Source organism: Nonomuraea sp. NPDC052265, assembly GCF_044547985.1.
Taxonomy (GTDB): Bacteria; Actinomycetota; Actinomycetes; order Streptosporangiales; family Streptosporangiaceae; genus Nonomuraea.
Genome location: NZ_JBIUBJ010000005.1, coordinates 187,062 through 202,235, shown reverse-complemented (window position 1 = coordinate 202,235; position 15,174 = coordinate 187,062). Strand labels below are relative to the sequence as shown.

The following is a 15,174-nucleotide window of genomic DNA, read 5'->3' as shown; positions in this document are numbered from 1 at the left end:
ATATCCAGCCCCGCCATGACCCCCCACTGACGGTACCCCGCTCAGAGGACGGTGAGAACCACCGGACCGTCGGCGGTGATGGCCACCGTGTGCTCGACGTGGGCGCTCCTGCTGCCGTCGGCGGAGCACACCGACCACCCGTCCTCGGCCATGCTGTACTCGTCGTCGCCGCCCGCCATCAGGCTCGGCTCGATGGCGATCACCAGGCCGGGGCGCAGCCGCAGCCCTCGTCCGGCGCGCGCCTCGTTGGGCACGAACGGCGACTCGTGCATGGCCCGGCCGATGCCGTGGCCGCCGAAGTCGTTCTGCATGCCGTAGCCGGCGCCGCGGCCGACCAGCGACATCGCGTGGCCGATGTCGCCCATCCGGCCTCCGGGCACGGCGGCCGCGATGCCCGCCGCCAGCGTCTCGCCGGCCACCTGGACGAGCTTCAGGTCCTCGGCCCGCGCGTGCCCGACGGAGAAACTCACCGCGCCGTCGGCGTGCCAGCCGTCCACGTGCGCGCCGAAGTCCACGCTCAGCAGGTCGCCGTCACGCAGCCGGTACGGCGTCGGCAACCCGTGCAGCATGACGCCGTTCACGGACGTGCACACCACCCCCGGGTACGGCATGGCCCCGAACGACGGGTGGTACCCGAGGAACGACGACCGCGCCCCCGCCTCGTGCATGACCTCCCGGGCCACCTCGTCGAGCTCCAGCAGCGACACCCCGACGGCGGCCCGCTCCCGGACGGCGGCGTGCACGGTGGCCACGACGCGGCCCGCCTCCCGCATGGCGTCGATCTCCCCGGCGGTCTTGAGCGTGATCACAACGGCCTCCCAGCCCTCGACGCGATAACTATACCGGTATTATTATCACGCTTACCAAGAGCTTCAAGACCGCGGGCGAGGTCAATCAGGGCTTACTCATTGACTAATCACACAGAGTAACCGTTATAGTGCTCAGAGTATGCGTTTCGGACGGTTCTCGATGCTCGCTCTGGCGCTCGCGGCTGGGGCCGTCGACGCGCTGAGCTTCCTCGCGCTCGGCCAGGTGTTCACCGCGAACATGACCGGCAACGTCGTCCTTCTCGGCCTGGCCCTCGGCACCGGCGACACCTCGCACGTCATCCGCTCGGGCATCGCCCTGGCCACGTTCTGCCTGGGCCTGGCCGCCGGGTTCACCCTGCTGGGCCGCGCCCCGCCCGCCGGACGGGATCCACCGGCGGGGGTGCCGGTGAGTCCGCTGGCGGTGCTGCTCGCCGAGCTCGCGCTGCTGGTGCTGGTGGCGGCCGGATGGGCGGCGCACGTACTGCCGCGCCCGGCGCTGATCGCCGCCTCGGGGACGGCGATGGGCCTGCAGAGCGCGGTCACGCGCTGGGCGGGCGGCCCCGGGCTGTCCACGACCTACCTCACGGGCACGCTGACCAGCCTGGCGGGCCGGGCGGTCGGCCCGCGTTCGGGGGTGCTGCGCCCGCTGGCCGTGGTGCTCTCCGTGGCCTCGGGCGCCGTCATCGCGGCCTCGGCGCTACGCCTGCACGCCGCCGTCACCCCGCTCATCGCCCCGGCCACGGTCGCCGCCGCAACCGCCGCCTGGGTCCTCACCGCCGACCGCCGAGGGAGACCGCGCCCGCCCGGGTGACGGTCAGGACGGCTTCCGGTAGGTCAGCAGGTAGCGCCAGAAGAGCCGCCTGCGCAGGGAGAAACCGGGGAGCAGGGACGCCGCTTCCCGCCGGATCTCCTCCAGGGACATCTCCGGCGGCCGTACGGGCGCGCGCACGGCCCGGGGACGAGGGCCCCTCGCCCGCTCCGCCGCCGCCACCGCCACCCGCGCCGCCGCGTTCACCGGTACGGCGGCCAGGCTCCAGGCGAAGTCGGCGGTCGTCCGCTCCGGGTAGCAGCCGAGGACGGCCAGCACCCCGCCGGGCGCCAGCGCGTCCCGGAGAGCCGCCACCGTCCCGAACGGCATGTGGTGCAGGCTGGCCAGGCAGGAGATGTAGTCGTAGCGCCCCGCGGGCAGCTCCATGCGCGTGACGTCGGCGCACAGGAACCGCACGCCGTCCACCGGCGCCGCCGAGGCGGCCTCGATCACCTCGGGGGCCGGGTCCACCGCGTCGACCTCGATCCCGAGGCCCGCGAGCCGCCGCGCGAACCGCCCGGTGCCGCAGCCGACGTCGAGCGCCGTACGGGCTCCCCCGGGCACGAGCCGGGCCATCGTCCGGTGGTAGTGATCGTTGTGATCGAAAGGCATTCCGGCATCATGCCATCGGACCGCCCGAGCCCCCCGGAGTCGGGGGAAAAGCATCGCCCGCCCGATGACGGTGCAGCGGGCGGGCGACGCGTGAAGGTCAGGCCTTGAGCCAGCTCATCATCGGGCGCAGCTTGGCACCCGTCTTCTCGATCGGGTTCTCGGCCAGCTCCTCGCGGTGGCGCGTGAACTCCTTCTGGCCGCCGTCGAACTCCTCGACGAGCTGCCGGGCGAAGGTGCCGTCCTGGATCTCGCCGAGGATGCGGCGCATCTCCTGACGGGTCTCGTCGGTGATGACGCGCGGGCCACGGGTGTAGCCGCCGTACTCGGCGGTGTCGGAGACCGACCAGTACATCTTGGAGATGCCGCCCTCGTACATGAGGTCGACGATGAGCTTCATCTCGTGGAGGCACTCGAAGTAGGCGACCTCGGGCTGGTAGCCGGCCTCGATGAGGGTCTCGAAGCCCGCCTTGATCAGCTCGGAGACGCCGCCGCACAGCACGGCCTGCTCGCCGAACAGGTCGGTCTCGGTCTCCTCGGTGAAGGTGGTGCGCAGCGCGCCGGCGCGGGTGCCGCCGATGCCCTTGGCGTACGACAGCGCCAGGTCCAGAGCCTTGCCGGAGGCGTCCTTCTCGACGGCGACCAGACACGGGACGCCACGGCCGGCCTCGAACTGGCGGCGGACCAGGTGGCCCGGGCCCTTCGGGGCGACCATGCAGACGTCGACGCCCTCGGGCGCCTCGATGAGGCCGTAACGGATGTTGAGGCCGTGGCCGAAGAACAGCGCGTCGCCCTCGACGAGGTTGGGGGCGACGTGCTCGGCGTACAGGTGGCGCTGGATGTGGTCCGGCGCGAGGATCATGGTGAGGTTGGCCTCCTCCACCGCCTCGGCCGGGGTGACGACCCGCAGCCCGTCGTTCTCCGCCTTCTCGCGGCTCTTGGAGCCCTCGGGGAGGCCGACGCGCACGTCGACGCCGGAGTCACGCAGGGAGAGCGCGTGGGCGTGGCCCTGGCTGCCGTACCCCAGCACGGCCACGTGACGCCCCTGGATGATCGACAGGTCGGCCTGGTCGTCGTAGTAGATCTCGGTCACTTGAATAAAACCTTTCAGGCGGTACGGTCCAGTGCCCTGAGGGACCGGTCGGTAATGGAACGGGCGCCGCGGCCGATGGCCACCATGCCCGACTGGACGAGTTCTTTGATCCCGAACGGCTCAAGGACCTTGACGAACGCGTCCAGCTTGTCGGGGGTGCCGGTGACCTCGATGGTCACCGCGTCGGCCGCGACGTCCACGCAGCGGGCGCGGAAGAGGTTGACGAGTTCTAGGACGTGCGACCGGTTCTCGGCGTCGGCCTTGACCTTGATCAGCATGAGTTCGCGCTGGACCGACTGTGACGGGTCCAGCTCGACGATCTTCAGGACGTTGACCAGCTTGTTGAGCTGCTTGGTGACCTGCTCAAGGGGCAGTTCCTCGACGCTCACCACGATGGTGATGCGCGAGATGTCGTCGTGCTCGGTGGGCCCGACGGCGAGCGAGTCGATGTTGAACCCCCGCCTGCTGAACAGCGCGGAAACACGTGCGAGAACGCCCGGCTTGTTCTCCACGAGCACGGACAGCGTGTGCCTACTCATCCTCGTTCTCCCACTTCGGCGCCATGTCCCGGGCGATCTTGATGTCGTCGTTGCTGGTGCCGGCCGCGACCATGGGCCACACCATGGCGTCCTGGTGGACGACGAAGTCGATCACGACCGGCACGTCGTTGATCTCCATGGCCTTCCTGATGGTCGCGTCGACGTCCTCGGCGCGCTCACACCGCAGGCCCACACAACCATAGGCCTCCGCCAGTTTGACGAAGTCGGGGATGCGACGCGCGGTCTGCAGGTTGGTGTTGGAGTAACGCTCCTCGTAGAAGAGCGTCTGCCACTGGCGGACCATGCCGAGATTGCCGTTGTTGATGACGGCGATCTTGACCGGCACGCCCTCCAGGGCACAGGTGGCCAGCTCCTGGTTGGTCATCTGGAAACAGCCGTCGCCGTCGATGGCCCACACCGTGGCCTCCGGCCGGCCCATCTTCGCGCCCATGGCGGCCGGGACGGCGAAGCCCATCGTGCCGAGACCGCCGGAGTTGATGAACGTCCCGGGGTTCTCGTAGTCGATGAACTGCGCGGCCCACATCTGGTGCTGCCCGACCCCGGACACGTAGTACGCGTCGGGCCCGGCGATGGCGCTCAACCGCTCCATGACGTACTGGGGGGCCAGCGTGCCGTCCTCGAACGTCTCGTAGCCCAGCGGGTAGGTCTCCTTGTAGCCGTTCAGGACGGTCCACCAGTCGGTGTAGTCGCCCTTCTGGCCCGAGGCCTGGATCGCGCCGACGAGATCGCTGATGACCTCCTTGCAGTCACCCACGATGGGCACGTCGGCGTGCCGGTTCTTGGAGATCTCGGCGGGGTCGATGTCGGCGTGCACGATCTTGGCCTGCGGCGCGAACGAGGACAGGTTGCCGGTCACCCGGTCGTCGAAGCGCACGCCCAGCCCGATGATCAGGTCGGATCTCTGCAGCGCGCCCACGGCCGAGACGCTACCGTGCATGCCCGGCATGCCCATGTGCTGGGGGTGGCTGTCGGGGAACGTGCCACGAGCCATCAGGGTGGTGACGACCGGGATGCCGGTCAGCTCGGCGAGCTGCAGGAGCTCGGCCGACGCGCCGGCCTTGTGGACGCCGCCGCCGACGTACAGGACGGGCCGCCGGGACTCGGCGATGAGCTTGGCGGCCTCGCGGATCTGCTTGGAATGCGGCCTGGTGACCGGGCGGTAGCCCGGGAGCTGCATGACAGGCGGCCAGCTGAAGGTGGTCTGGGCCTGCAACGCGTCCTTGGAGATGTCCACCAGCACCGGCCCCGGACGGCCGGTCGAGGCGATGTGGAACGCCTCCATGATCGTGCGGGGGATGTCCGCCGGATCGGTGATCAGGAAGTTGTGCTTCGTGATCGGCATGGTGATGCCGGAGATGTCGGCTTCCTGGAACGCGTCCGTGCCGATCATCGGCGCGGCGACCTGGCCGGTGATCGCCACGATCGGCACCGAGTCCATGAAGGCGTCGGCGATGGGGGTGACCAGGTTGGTGGCTCCGGGGCCGCTGGTCGCCATGCACACGCCCACCTTGCCGGTGGCCTGCGCGTAACCCTCGGCCGCGTGGCCGGCGCCCTGCTCGTGCCGTACAAGCACGTGCCGGACCTTGGTCGAGTCGTAGAGGGGATCGTAGGCGGGCAGAATCGCGCCGCCCGGGATCCCGAACACGGTGTCGACTCCCACGTGCTCCAGCGCCCTCACCAGGGCCTGTGCACCTGTCATCCGTTCGGTCATCGGCTCGTTCCTTGCGTGGCTACTCACTTAAGGACATAAAAAATGCCCCTTCCCACCGGCGGGGGTGGGTCTGGGGCGGCGCGCAGGTCGGAGTGCTTCGCTATCGGCCTGCGCGCCGGCGAAGTACTACGAGAATCTCACTGCGAAGCATGGCTTACACCATAGCCGCTCAGAACGCCCCGGTGTCAACTTGGCGGGACACGAGTCTCAAACAGTGAGACTCGTACGCATCAGGCTGTCCACGCCGCGGGCCGCCATGGGACGTGCCACCAGGAATCCCTGCCCCCTGGTGCAGCCCATCTCGCGCAGCAGCTCCAGCTGCTCGGGCCGTTCGATGCCCTCGGCCACCACGGTGAGCCCGAGGTCGTGGCCGAGCCGCACGATCGTACGGGTGAGCAGGGTCAGCGTGTCGTCCCTGCCCAGCCCCGACACGAACGACGGGTCGATCTTGATCATGTCGACCGGGAGCTGCCTGAGGAAGGCCAGCGAGGCGTAGCCGGTGCCGAAGTCGTCGATCGCCAGCCGCACGCCCAGCGACCGCAGCTCCGACAGCCGCTTGATGGTCTCCTCGGCGTCCTCGACGAGCATTTCCTCTATCACCTCAAGGGTGAGCGCGGAGGCGGGCAGGCCGCTCTCGGCCAGCGCCTGCTCGACGGTCTCGACGAACCGGGGGGCGGTGATCTGCCGCGCCGACAGGTTGAGCGACAGGCCGATGTCCCACGAGGACGCCCGCCAGGCCGCCACCTCGCGGCACGCCTCGCGCAGGATCCACTCGCTCAGCGGCACGATCAGCCCGGTGTCCTCGGCCGGGCCGAGGAACTGCTCGGGCGGCACGAACACCGAGCCGCGCCACCACCGCACCAGCGCCTCGACCGCGGTCACCCGGGATGTGGCCAGGTCGACCACGGGCTGGTACTCGATGGCGAACTGCTGCTCGATGAGCGCCCGCTGCAGGTCGGCGGCCAGCTCCAGGCGGCGGACCACGTCGGCGTGCATCTGCGCGGCGAACACCTCGACCCGCCGCCCGCCCAGTTCCTTGGAACGCGCCATCGCCACATCGGCGTTGCGCATGAGGTCGCCGGCGGGCAGGCCGTCCTCGGTGAAGGCCACGCCCACGCTCGCGGTCAGCGCCACGTCGCGGTCGGCGACCCGGAACGGCTCCTGGGAGACCGCGCGTACCAGGCGTTCGGCCATGTCCACGGCCATCTGCGCGTCGCCGCCGGTCTCCACGAGCACGGCGAACTCGTCGCCGCCCCACCGGGCCAGCGTGTCGTCGGCGCGTACGGCCCCGCGCAGCCGCCGGGCGGCCTGGCCGAGCAGGTAGTCGCCGCTGGCGTGCCCCACCGAGTCGTTGACCGAGGTGAACCCGTCGAGGTCGAGGAAGATGACCGCGACGTTGCCGGACGTGCGGCCCGACAGCACCTCGCGGGTGCGTTCCTCGAAGTAGGCGCGGTTGGGCAGCCCGGTGACGCCGTCGTGGAAGGTCAGGTGGGCGACCTGGTTGCGCAGGGCCTCCTCGTCGCTGACGTCGCGGGTGGTGACGAGCATGAGGTCGTCGCCGCCGATGTGGCGGGTGGCGACGGACTCGGTGGGCCGCCAGGTGCCGTCGGCGGCGCGCACCCGGCAGGCGATCATGCAGGCGCCCGGCGCGGCGCCCTCCTCGTCGGTGGTCATGGCGCGCATCGCGGCCTGGATGCCGGGGACGTCCTCGGGGTGGATGTAGTCGAAGATCGAGCCGCCGACCAGCTCCTCCGGGGTGTAGCCGTAGGTGACCTCGACACCGGCGCCGATCTCGTGGACGACGCCCTCGTAGTCGCACAGCAGCACCACGTCGCCGGTGCTCTCGGCCAGCTCCCTGAGCTGCCGCTCGCCCAGCGAGACCAGGCCGCGCAGCCGGATGGAGGCCGCCGAGAGCACGAACAGGCGTACGAGCAGGAGCAGCACCACGGAGACGGCGACCACCACGACGCCGGTCACCGGCTGCGCGGCACGGGCTCCGGCGAGGTGGGCCAGCAGCGTGCAGGTGGCCACGGCGACGAGCGCGAGCGGCATCATCGCGACCACGTTGCGCACGACGGGACCGCCGACCGGCCGCGCCCGCGGCCCCCAGGGCACGGCGGCCAGCAGCAGCAGCGCGACGGGCACGAGCATGACGGTCCACATGGGCGGCTGGTCGCCGGACAGGCGGGCCATGGCGGCCGACAGCCCGCCCACGGTCATGGTGGCGAGCACGCCCACCCCGGCCAGGCCGAGCAGCCAGGAGCCCGCCCTGCTGGTGAGCACCGAGGGGATCACCCCGCAGGTGACGAGCAACGCGATCATCGGCGGCACCATGGCGAACGTGAACGTGGGCGCGTCGCCGGTGTCCTCGTAGTAGTGGCGCAGCGCGACCACCCAGCCGATGAGGAAGAGCGAGGCCGCGCACAGGTACGCGTCCGTGAGATGCCGTAGAGCGACCTTGGCCGGGAACCTGCGGTCGGCGGCGATCAGCGCGCCGCCCGCGATGATCACGGTGCCGAGCAGGACGAACAGGTCGGCGAAGCTGACGACGAAGCTCGTGGCGACCGAACGGAGCGCCACGCCCGCGGCCCACACGACGGTGCCGCCGCCCATCCAGCGCGCGGCCATCGCCGTCGAGCGGTGTTCGGCCGACCTGACCGAGACCACCAGCAGCGAGGCGGCGACGACGAGGGCCGCCACGCCTCCGGCCACGGCCCCGGTCAGCAGGGCCGGCCCGCCCGCGAGGAGCGCGGCGGCGAACGCCACCACTCCGGCCGCCCCTGCGGCGGCCAGCGGCGCCCGTGGATCACGCCAGCGGATCACAGTCGTTGCCCATCCCGTCTTGAACCCTGCACCAGTGACCGCCGAAGCCCGGCGAGCACATCGCCAGTGTGTGCGGTCGCGGATGCGCGGGTGGTGACAACGCCGATGTCGTCACCGATCTGATAACCACACAGACCAATTTCCGCCAAGAGTTCCTTGACAGCGAGTCAGGAACTCCCTGCAGACGCCACCGTACGCACGAAAGGTCACGGACCAGCCACGTTCCGGAATCCTCTCAATACGAGTCGGAAATGACGTTGATCAACTGTTCACCTGCGAGGTAACGGCCGAGCTGCTCGCGGATCAGCCGGAGCGTGCGCCGCACGGAGGCGGGGGTGCTGCCCGCGATGTGCGGTGTGATCAGCACGCCCGGCGCGCTCCAGAGGGGGTGGCCCTCGGGCAGCGGCTCGGGCGCGGTGACGTCGAGCGCGGCGCGTAGCCTACCGGTTTTGAGCTCGGCGATCAGCGCTTCTGTGTCGACCACGCCGCCCCTGGCCGCGTTGACCAGGACGGCGCCGTCCTTCATGCGGGCCAGGAAGGCGCCGTCGACCATGCCCGCGGTGTCGGCCGTGGCGGGCACGAGCAGGACCACGACGTCGGCTCCCGGCAGCAGCGCGGGCAGCTCCTCCATCGCGTGCACGCCCTCGCGCGCGCTCCTGGCCACCCGGACGACCTCGACCTCGAAGCCGCTCAGCCGCCGTTCGACCGCCGCGCCGATGGACCCGTGGCCGACGATCAGCACGGTGGAGTCGGCGAGCACGCCGGTGTGGTGGTAGGTCCACTCGCCCCTGCGCTGGGCGTCGGTGAACCCGGGGAACTCCCTGAGCACCGCGATCATCGCGCCGACCGCCCACTCGGCGGTGCCGGCGTCGTGCACGCCGCGGGCGTTGCACAACACCGCCCCCTCGGGCAGGTGCGGCCGGTACGGCTCCACCCCCGCGGTGACCGTCTGCACCAGCCGCAGCGAGCGCATCCGCGCCAGCGTCCCCGGCACGTCGGGCACCACGACCAGCGGCGGGATCCAGACCTCGACGTCCTCGAGGCCGTCCGGCATGGACGAACCATCGTAAACAGCGAATTCGACGCCCGGCAGGTCAGACAGGACCTCCGCCGCCGCTTCGGACGGAACCCAGATCTTCATGCCGAGAACCTTACGACCCGCGGGGAAGTATGGAACACATGAGGAAGCTCCGGACGATCGTGCTCCTGACCGCGCCGGCCGTGCTGGCCGCGCTGGCCGCCTGCTCGGGCGACGGCCAGACGCGCCTGACGGCCGCCGCCCCCACCGCCGCCCCCACCGCCGCCACGACCGCCGCCACGACGGCCGCCCCTACGGCCTCCGTCCCGGCGGCCGTCGCGCCCGGCGCGCCCAAGGACGTGGTGACCGGCCTGGCCGTGCCGTGGGCGATCGCCTTCCTGCCCGGCGGGGACGCCCTGGTCACCGAGCGGGACACGGCCAGGCTGCTGCGCGTCACCCCCGCGGGCAAGGTCACCGAGCTCGGCCGGATCGCCGACGCGCGGCCCGGCGGCGAGGGCGGCCTGCTGGGCGTGGCGGTCAAGGACCGGCAGGTCTTCCTCTACTACACCGCCGAGCAGGACAACCGGATCGTCCGCTACCGGCTCGGCCAGAACGGCCTCGGCGACGAGCAGGTGATCGTGCGGGGCATCCCGAAGGGCGGCATCCACAACGGCGGCCGGCTCGCCTTCGGCCCCGACGGCTACCTGTACGCCACCACCGGCGAGACCGGCGAGCGCGAGCTGGCCCAGCGGCGCGACTCGCTCGGCGGCAAGATCCTGCGCATGACCGTGGACGGCGCCCCCGCCCCCGGCAACCCGTTCGGCACGCTCGTCTACAGCTACGGCCACCGCAACGTCGAGGGCCTGGCCTGGGACACCGCGGGCCGCCTGTACGCCTCCGAGTTCGGCGCGAACACCTACGACGAGATCAACCTGGTCCGGCCGGGCGCCAACTACGGCTGGCCGGTGGTCGAGGGCAAGGGGCACGACGCCCGCTTCGTCAACCCCATCCTCACCTGGTCCACCGGCGAGGCGTCGCCGTCCGGCATGGCGTACGCGGACGGCGGGCTGTGGGTGGGCACGCTGCGCGGCCAGCGGCTGTGGCAGGTGCCGCTGGGCCGGGACGGCTCGCCGGGCACGCCCGTGGCCCGCCTGACCGGCCGCTACGGGAGGCTGCGGGCGGTCACCGCGGCACCCGGCGGCACCCTGTGGGTGGGCACCAGCAACAAGGACGGCCGCGGCTCACCACGCCCCGGGGACGACCGGATCATCTCGGTCCCCATGCCCTAGCCGTGGGGACATAGCCGTACTGACTCAGCCGGTCGTGCCGCAGGTGAGCGCGGTCTGCGGCCGGTACTTGGTGACCAGCTTCTTGTCCTTCTTGACGGCCTCGCCGTCCTTGTAGAACACGCGGGTGACGTCGATCGTGAAGCCCTGCTGGCCCATGGCCGCCACGCAGCCCGGCTCACCGCTGGTCGCCCGGCCGAACGGCTTGAAGTCGCGCCGCTCGGACTCGACCGCCTCGACCTTGTCGTACCGCTTGGTGCTCCACAGGGTGACGGTGACCGTCGTGGAGGTGGTCGCGGTCTTGATCAGCACGCCGTACTCGGAGTCGTTGCGCCACTTGAGGTCGCGGTCGGGGTAGAGCAGCGCCACGTCGCGCCCGGCGGGGTAGGAGGGCGCGTAGTAGTCCATGGGCTCGTGCTCGACCAGGTCGAAGCCGCCGAGGAAGGCCGCGTTGTACATGGTGGTGGCGAACTGGGAGACGCCGCCGCCGACGATGTCCACCATCCGGCCGCCGACGATCTGGCCGGCCCGGACGTAGCCGTCCTCGATCGTGCGCTCGCCGGTCGCCTCGTTGAGCGAGAGCGTCTCGCCCGGCTTGACCAGCCTGCCGTCGAGCTCCTGGGCCATGCGCCGGATGTTGGTGACGCGGGGCGGGCAGCAGTCGAAGGTCGTGCTGAACGTGCCGACGTTCTCCTTGATGCCGAGGCCGCGGATCTGGCCGGTGGTGACCTCCGGGGTGACCACGCCCAGCTTGACCTCCACGGTCCGCGGGCCGTCCGAGGTGAGCAGCTTCTCGATGTCGCGGGCCAGCAGCTTGGCGTTCACGCCCCTGCCCTTGCGCGCGGGCACCAGCACCGGCTTGTCGCCGACGATCTGGTACGTCGCGTCGCGCGGTTGCTGTGTGGCGTCCACGAGGCTGTTCTCCACCGGCGCGAGCGCGGCCTCGGCGTCGAACGCGGGGACGAGCGCGCCCTCGCCGTCGGGCACGTAGGACAGGTGGGCGGCGATCACGGCCGGGGTGAGCTGGGCCTGCTTGCCGGCCAGGGTCAGCGTGACCGGCGCGGAGACGGCCTTCCTGGCCTCGGCCAGGGCCGACTCGACGGCCTCCGTCGTGGTGGCGGGCTTGGCCGGGCGCATGTTGAGCACCACCGCGCCGCCGCCGCGCAGGAAGGTGTCGCCGATCCGGCGTACGGCGTCGTCCCGGTCGAGGAGCACGCCGTCCTCGGGCATGCGGGCCTTCGGCGTCAGCCCGGAGAAGACCACCCTGCCCTCGCGGGCCTGCTTGTCCACGCCTTCGGCCAGGCCCTCGACGGTCCTGGTGAGCTGGGAGGAGTCGATGGTCACCTTGGGCGGGACGTCGGTCGTGCCGGTCAGTCCGTGCCAGACCTCGACGGGGCCGGGGAAGCCGCTGGGGGCCTGCCCGATGGTGCCGACCACGTCGAGTTCGAGCCCGGCCTCGTCGGGCTGGATGGTGTCCTTCTTGCCGCCGACGTCCACCGTGACCGGCCGGCTGAGCCGGGCGCCCAGCTCGGTGCGCAGCTTGTCGGCCGCCTGCGTGACGGTCAGGCCGCCGATCTCCACGCCGCCCACGCGGGTGCCGCGCAGCACGGCCCCCGACATCATCACGGCCGGCACCACGTACGCCAGCGCGGCCAGGACGAGCACCAGCACCAGCACCCCGGGCAGCAGACGGCGCCGGCGGGCGGGCTCCGGCTCGAAGGAGGACGGCCGGTCGCCGCCGCTCCCCCCGAACACCGGGGCGGACGCGGCGGGGTCCTTGTCCCTCATCGGCCACGGCTGCGCGGGCGGCGCCTTCGGTGGCAGCGCCCCGCCGGTCTGACCGCCGGGCGCGCTCGGTCCTGGGGCCGGCCGGGGCTCCTGCTGGTCCTGCGGGCCGAAGATGTCACGGGACACGCCCGGAGGTAATCCTTCGATCCGCGGCTTCTTGGAGACACCCGACGTGGGCAGTGGCACCGAGGCGAACGGGTCGGTCGGTGATTCGATCGGTCCGGCGTTTCGCACGCCTCAATCTCCTCCCGGTCCGCAGCCAAGTCTCAGGCAACAGTAAGGCACGAGTATCCGACTATGTCACGAGAAACGAATACGGAAGTGTGTCAACCTAGCCACCGGTAGCGATGTTCCGGCCGTCCCGCGGTGCCGTACCTGGGGTGGAGCCCGGCCCGGCCCGAGGCGCACAGGTGCTCCAGATACCGCCGCGCGCTCACCCTCGACAGGCCCGTGAGCTCGGCCGTCTCGGCCGCCGACAGGTCGCGCCCGGACTCACGCAGCGCCCCGGCCACCAGCGCGCAGGTGGCCGGCGACAGGCCCTTCGGCACCGGGACGGGCTGCTGGGGCGCGCCGAAGAGCCGGTCCACGTCGTCCTGGCGGGCCTGGGGGCCGATGGCGGTGAGCCGCCTGCGGGTGTCGGCGTACTGGCGGAGGCGTTCGGTGAGCGCGGCGGCGGTGAACGGCTTGATCAGATAGTTGACCGCGCCGCCGCGCATGGCCTCCCTGACCGTGGCCACGTCGCGGGCCGCGCTGATCATCAGGACGTCCACGTCGGTGAGGGACTTGAGCACCTCCAGGCCGGACATGTCGGGCAGGTAGATGTCGAGCAGGACCAGGTCGGGCCGGAACTCGGCCACGGCGGCGAGCGCGTCGGCCCCGCCGTGCGCCACGGCGACCACCTCGAAGCCGGGGACGCGCGAGACGTACCCGCTGTGGATGCGGGCGACCATGAAGTCGTCGTCCACCACCAGGACCCGTACGTCGTTCATCCGCGGGCCTCGGCGGGCAGCAGGGCGGTGAAGACGGCGCCTCCCGCGTTGCGGACCCGGACCCAGCCGCCCCTGCGCAGGCACGCCTGCCGGGTCAGGGCCAGGCCCAGGCCGCGCGGCCCCGAATGGGCGGCCTTCGTCGTGAAGCCCTCCCTGAAGACCTCCTCCACCAGCTCGGGGGTGATGCCGGGGCCGGAGTCGCCGACGCGGACGTGCAGGCCCTCGGCGTCGGCCACGACCGACACCTCGATCGTCCCGCCCGCGCCGTCGAGGGCGTCGATCGCGTTGGCGACCAGGTTCCCGACCACCAGGACGGCGTCCTGCGGGTCGCCGAGCGCGCCCTCGGGCACGGCGGAGTCCTCCGCCAGCACCAGCCGCGCCCCGCGTTCGGCCGCCTCCGCCGACTTGGCCAGCAGCAGCGCGGCCAGCGTGGGGTCCTGGACGCGTTCGCGCAGGCCGGTGGCGTACGCGCCGCCCGTGGTGCGGGTGATGAAGCCGATCGCGGCCTCGTGCTCGCCGAGCTCCAGCAGGCCGACGACCGTGTGCATGCGGTTGGCGAACTCGTGGGCCTGGGCGCGCAGGGCCTCGGTGGCGCTGCTGCTGTCGTCCAGCTCGCGGGCCAGGCGCACCAGCTCGGTGCGGTCGCGCAGGGTGACGACCCAGCCGCGGTGCCGGCCGCGTACCGCGACCGGGGTCCTGTTGAGCACCAGCACGCGGTCGCCGTGCAGCACCACGCGGTCCTCGCCAGGGTCGGCGCCGGTCAGCACGTCGCGCATGCGCTCGGAGACCGGCATGCTCGTCACGTCGGCCCCCAGGTCGCCGAGCAGGTCGCGGGCCGCGTCGTTGACCAGCGTGACGCGCCCGGCCAGGTCGAGGGCGAGCACGCCCTCCTTCACGCCGTGCAGCACGCCCTCGCGCTGCTCCAGCAGCGCGGCGATCTCGCGCGGCTCCAGCCCGAACGTCTGCCTGCGCACCCGGGCGGTGATCAGCGCGGCCAGCGCCAGACCGGCCAGCAGCACCGCCAGCGCGGTCCAGATCAGCGGCGGCAGCGCGCCGCCGAGCTGGCCGGTGACCGTGGTCTGGAGCACGCCGACCGACACCAAGCCGATGACGTTGCCGTATTCGTCGCGGATGGGGGTCTTGCCCCTGACCGTGGTGCCGATCGTGCCGGTCTCGGTGCCCACCCAGCTCCGGCCCGTACGCAGGACCGCGGTGCCGTCGGTGGACAGCCGCTTGCCGATCAGGGCGGCGTTGGGATGGGCGTAGCGCTTCTGCTCGGCGTTGGCGATGGCCACGTAGTCGGCTCCGGTCTCGTGCTGGACGCTGAGCGCCAGCGGTTGCAGCACCGACTCCGGGTTCTCCAGCCGGAAGGCGTCGCGTACCTGCGGAAGGGCGGCCACCGACTGGGCGATGGCCAAGGCGCGCTGCTGGTGCAGCGCGTCGAGCTGCTCCCGTGTGTGCCCGGCCCACACACCGGCCGTGCCGCCGACGGCGAGCAGCACGATCACCATCTGGAGCACGAACAACTGGGTGCCGAGGGGGGCATCGGTAACCCTGCGCACGCCCACATGGAAACAAAGCCAGGTCACGGCCAGGTCGCGACCAATACGACCACTATGACGGCAATCGCCCAAAGCCTCGACCGCGCGGGGAACGGGCATCACCATCGCAGCCCTACGA

Annotated in this window: 12 protein-coding genes; 2 read left to right on the top strand and 10 right to left on the bottom strand. The window is 71.6% G+C overall.

Going from position 1 to position 15,174, the window contains the following annotated elements:
- Positions 1-41: 41 nt before the first annotated feature.
- Positions 42-809 (bottom strand): type I methionyl aminopeptidase, encoded by a 768-nt coding sequence (gene map, locus ACIHAD_RS17840; RefSeq protein WP_397355571.1) that lies wholly within the window; start codon positions 807-809, stop codon positions 42-44.
- 139 nt (positions 810-948) lie between these two features.
- Here map and ACIHAD_RS17835 point away from each other — a divergent pair, with 139 nt between their 5' ends.
- Positions 949-1,620: a DUF1275 family protein gene (locus ACIHAD_RS17835; RefSeq protein ID WP_397355570.1), complete on the top strand. Its 672-nt coding sequence runs from the start codon at positions 949-951 to the stop codon at positions 1,618-1,620.
- A 3-nt stretch (positions 1,621-1,623) separates the two neighbouring features.
- On the opposite strand, the gene ACIHAD_RS17830 is transcribed toward ACIHAD_RS17835, so the two are convergent.
- The 6 genes from ACIHAD_RS17830 to ACIHAD_RS17805 form a co-directional block, all read right to left on the bottom strand.
- Complete coding sequence (locus ACIHAD_RS17830; RefSeq protein ID WP_397355569.1) at positions 1,624-2,229, bottom strand: class I SAM-dependent methyltransferase; 606 nt, start codon at positions 2,227-2,229, stop codon at positions 1,624-1,626.
- A 97-nt stretch (positions 2,230-2,326) separates the two neighbouring features.
- The gene (gene ilvC, locus ACIHAD_RS17825) at positions 2,327-3,310 is read right to left on the bottom strand and encodes a ketol-acid reductoisomerase (protein ID WP_357973514.1); all 984 of its coding nucleotides are present in this window, start codon (positions 3,308-3,310) and stop codon (positions 2,327-2,329) included.
- Between the two features lie 23 nt (positions 3,311-3,333).
- Positions 3,334-3,858 carry an acetolactate synthase small subunit gene (gene ilvN, locus ACIHAD_RS17820; RefSeq protein ID WP_397355568.1) on the bottom strand — a complete coding sequence of 175 codons (525 nt, stop codon included), beginning with the start codon at positions 3,856-3,858 and terminating at the stop codon, positions 3,334-3,336.
- Positions 3,851-5,590 (bottom strand): acetolactate synthase large subunit, encoded by a 1,740-nt coding sequence (locus tag ACIHAD_RS17815; RefSeq protein ID WP_397355567.1) that lies wholly within the window; start codon positions 5,588-5,590, stop codon positions 3,851-3,853. The genes ilvN and ACIHAD_RS17815 overlap by 8 nt, the downstream gene beginning before the upstream one ends.
- Before the next feature lie 207 nt (positions 5,591-5,797).
- The gene (locus tag ACIHAD_RS17810) at positions 5,798-8,413 is read right to left on the bottom strand and encodes a putative bifunctional diguanylate cyclase/phosphodiesterase (protein ID WP_397355566.1); all 2,616 of its coding nucleotides are present in this window, start codon (positions 8,411-8,413) and stop codon (positions 5,798-5,800) included.
- A gap of 235 nt (positions 8,414-8,648) precedes the next feature.
- On the bottom strand, positions 8,649-9,467 hold the full coding sequence (locus ACIHAD_RS17805) for a 2-hydroxyacid dehydrogenase (protein ID WP_397355564.1): 819 nt from the start codon (positions 9,465-9,467) through the stop codon (positions 8,649-8,651).
- A 125-nt stretch (positions 9,468-9,592) separates the two neighbouring features.
- Between ACIHAD_RS17805 and ACIHAD_RS17800 the strand changes: the two genes are divergently transcribed.
- Entirely contained in the window at positions 9,593-10,720 is a 1,128-nt protein-coding gene (locus ACIHAD_RS17800; protein ID WP_397355563.1) for a PQQ-dependent sugar dehydrogenase, read from the top strand.
- 24 nt (positions 10,721-10,744) lie between these two features.
- Here ACIHAD_RS17800 and ACIHAD_RS17795 read toward each other — a convergent pair whose 3' ends face one another.
- From ACIHAD_RS17795 to ACIHAD_RS17785, 3 genes are all read right to left on the bottom strand, one after another.
- The gene (locus tag ACIHAD_RS17795) at positions 10,745-12,631 is read right to left on the bottom strand and encodes a VanW family protein (protein ID WP_397355561.1); all 1,887 of its coding nucleotides are present in this window, start codon (positions 12,629-12,631) and stop codon (positions 10,745-10,747) included.
- A 200-nt stretch (positions 12,632-12,831) separates the two neighbouring features.
- Entirely contained in the window at positions 12,832-13,494 is a 663-nt protein-coding gene (locus ACIHAD_RS17790) for a response regulator (RefSeq protein WP_397355560.1), read from the bottom strand.
- A complete protein-coding gene (locus ACIHAD_RS17785; RefSeq protein ID WP_397355559.1) occupies positions 13,491-15,056 on the bottom strand; it encodes an ATP-binding protein in 1,566 nt (521 codons plus the stop codon). Before ACIHAD_RS17785 ends, ACIHAD_RS17790 begins: the two co-directional genes overlap by 4 nt.
- Between the last annotated feature and the right edge of the window lie 118 nt (positions 15,057-15,174).

Coding starts and splice junctions, on each gene's coding strand:
- ilvN (WP_397355568.1), bottom strand. CDS start 3,858: ATGAGTAGGCACACGCTGTCCGTGCTCGTGGAGAACAAGCCGGGCGTT.
- ACIHAD_RS17835 (WP_397355570.1), top strand. CDS start 949: ATGCGTTTCGGACGGTTCTCGATGCTCGCTCTGGCGCTCGCGGCTGGG.
- ACIHAD_RS17830 (WP_397355569.1), bottom strand. CDS start 2,229: ATGCCTTTCGATCACAACGATCACTACCACCGGACGATGGCCCGGCTC.
- ACIHAD_RS17800 (WP_397355563.1), top strand. CDS start 9,593: ATGAGGAAGCTCCGGACGATCGTGCTCCTGACCGCGCCGGCCGTGCTG.
- ACIHAD_RS17805 (WP_397355564.1), bottom strand. CDS start 9,467: ATGCCGGACGGCCTCGAGGACGTCGAGGTCTGGATCCCGCCGCTGGTC.
- ACIHAD_RS17790 (WP_397355560.1), bottom strand. CDS start 13,494: ATGAACGACGTACGGGTCCTGGTGGTGGACGACGACTTCATGGTCGCC.
- ACIHAD_RS17815 (WP_397355567.1), bottom strand. CDS start 5,590: ATGACCGAACGGATGACAGGTGCACAGGCCCTGGTGAGGGCGCTGGAG.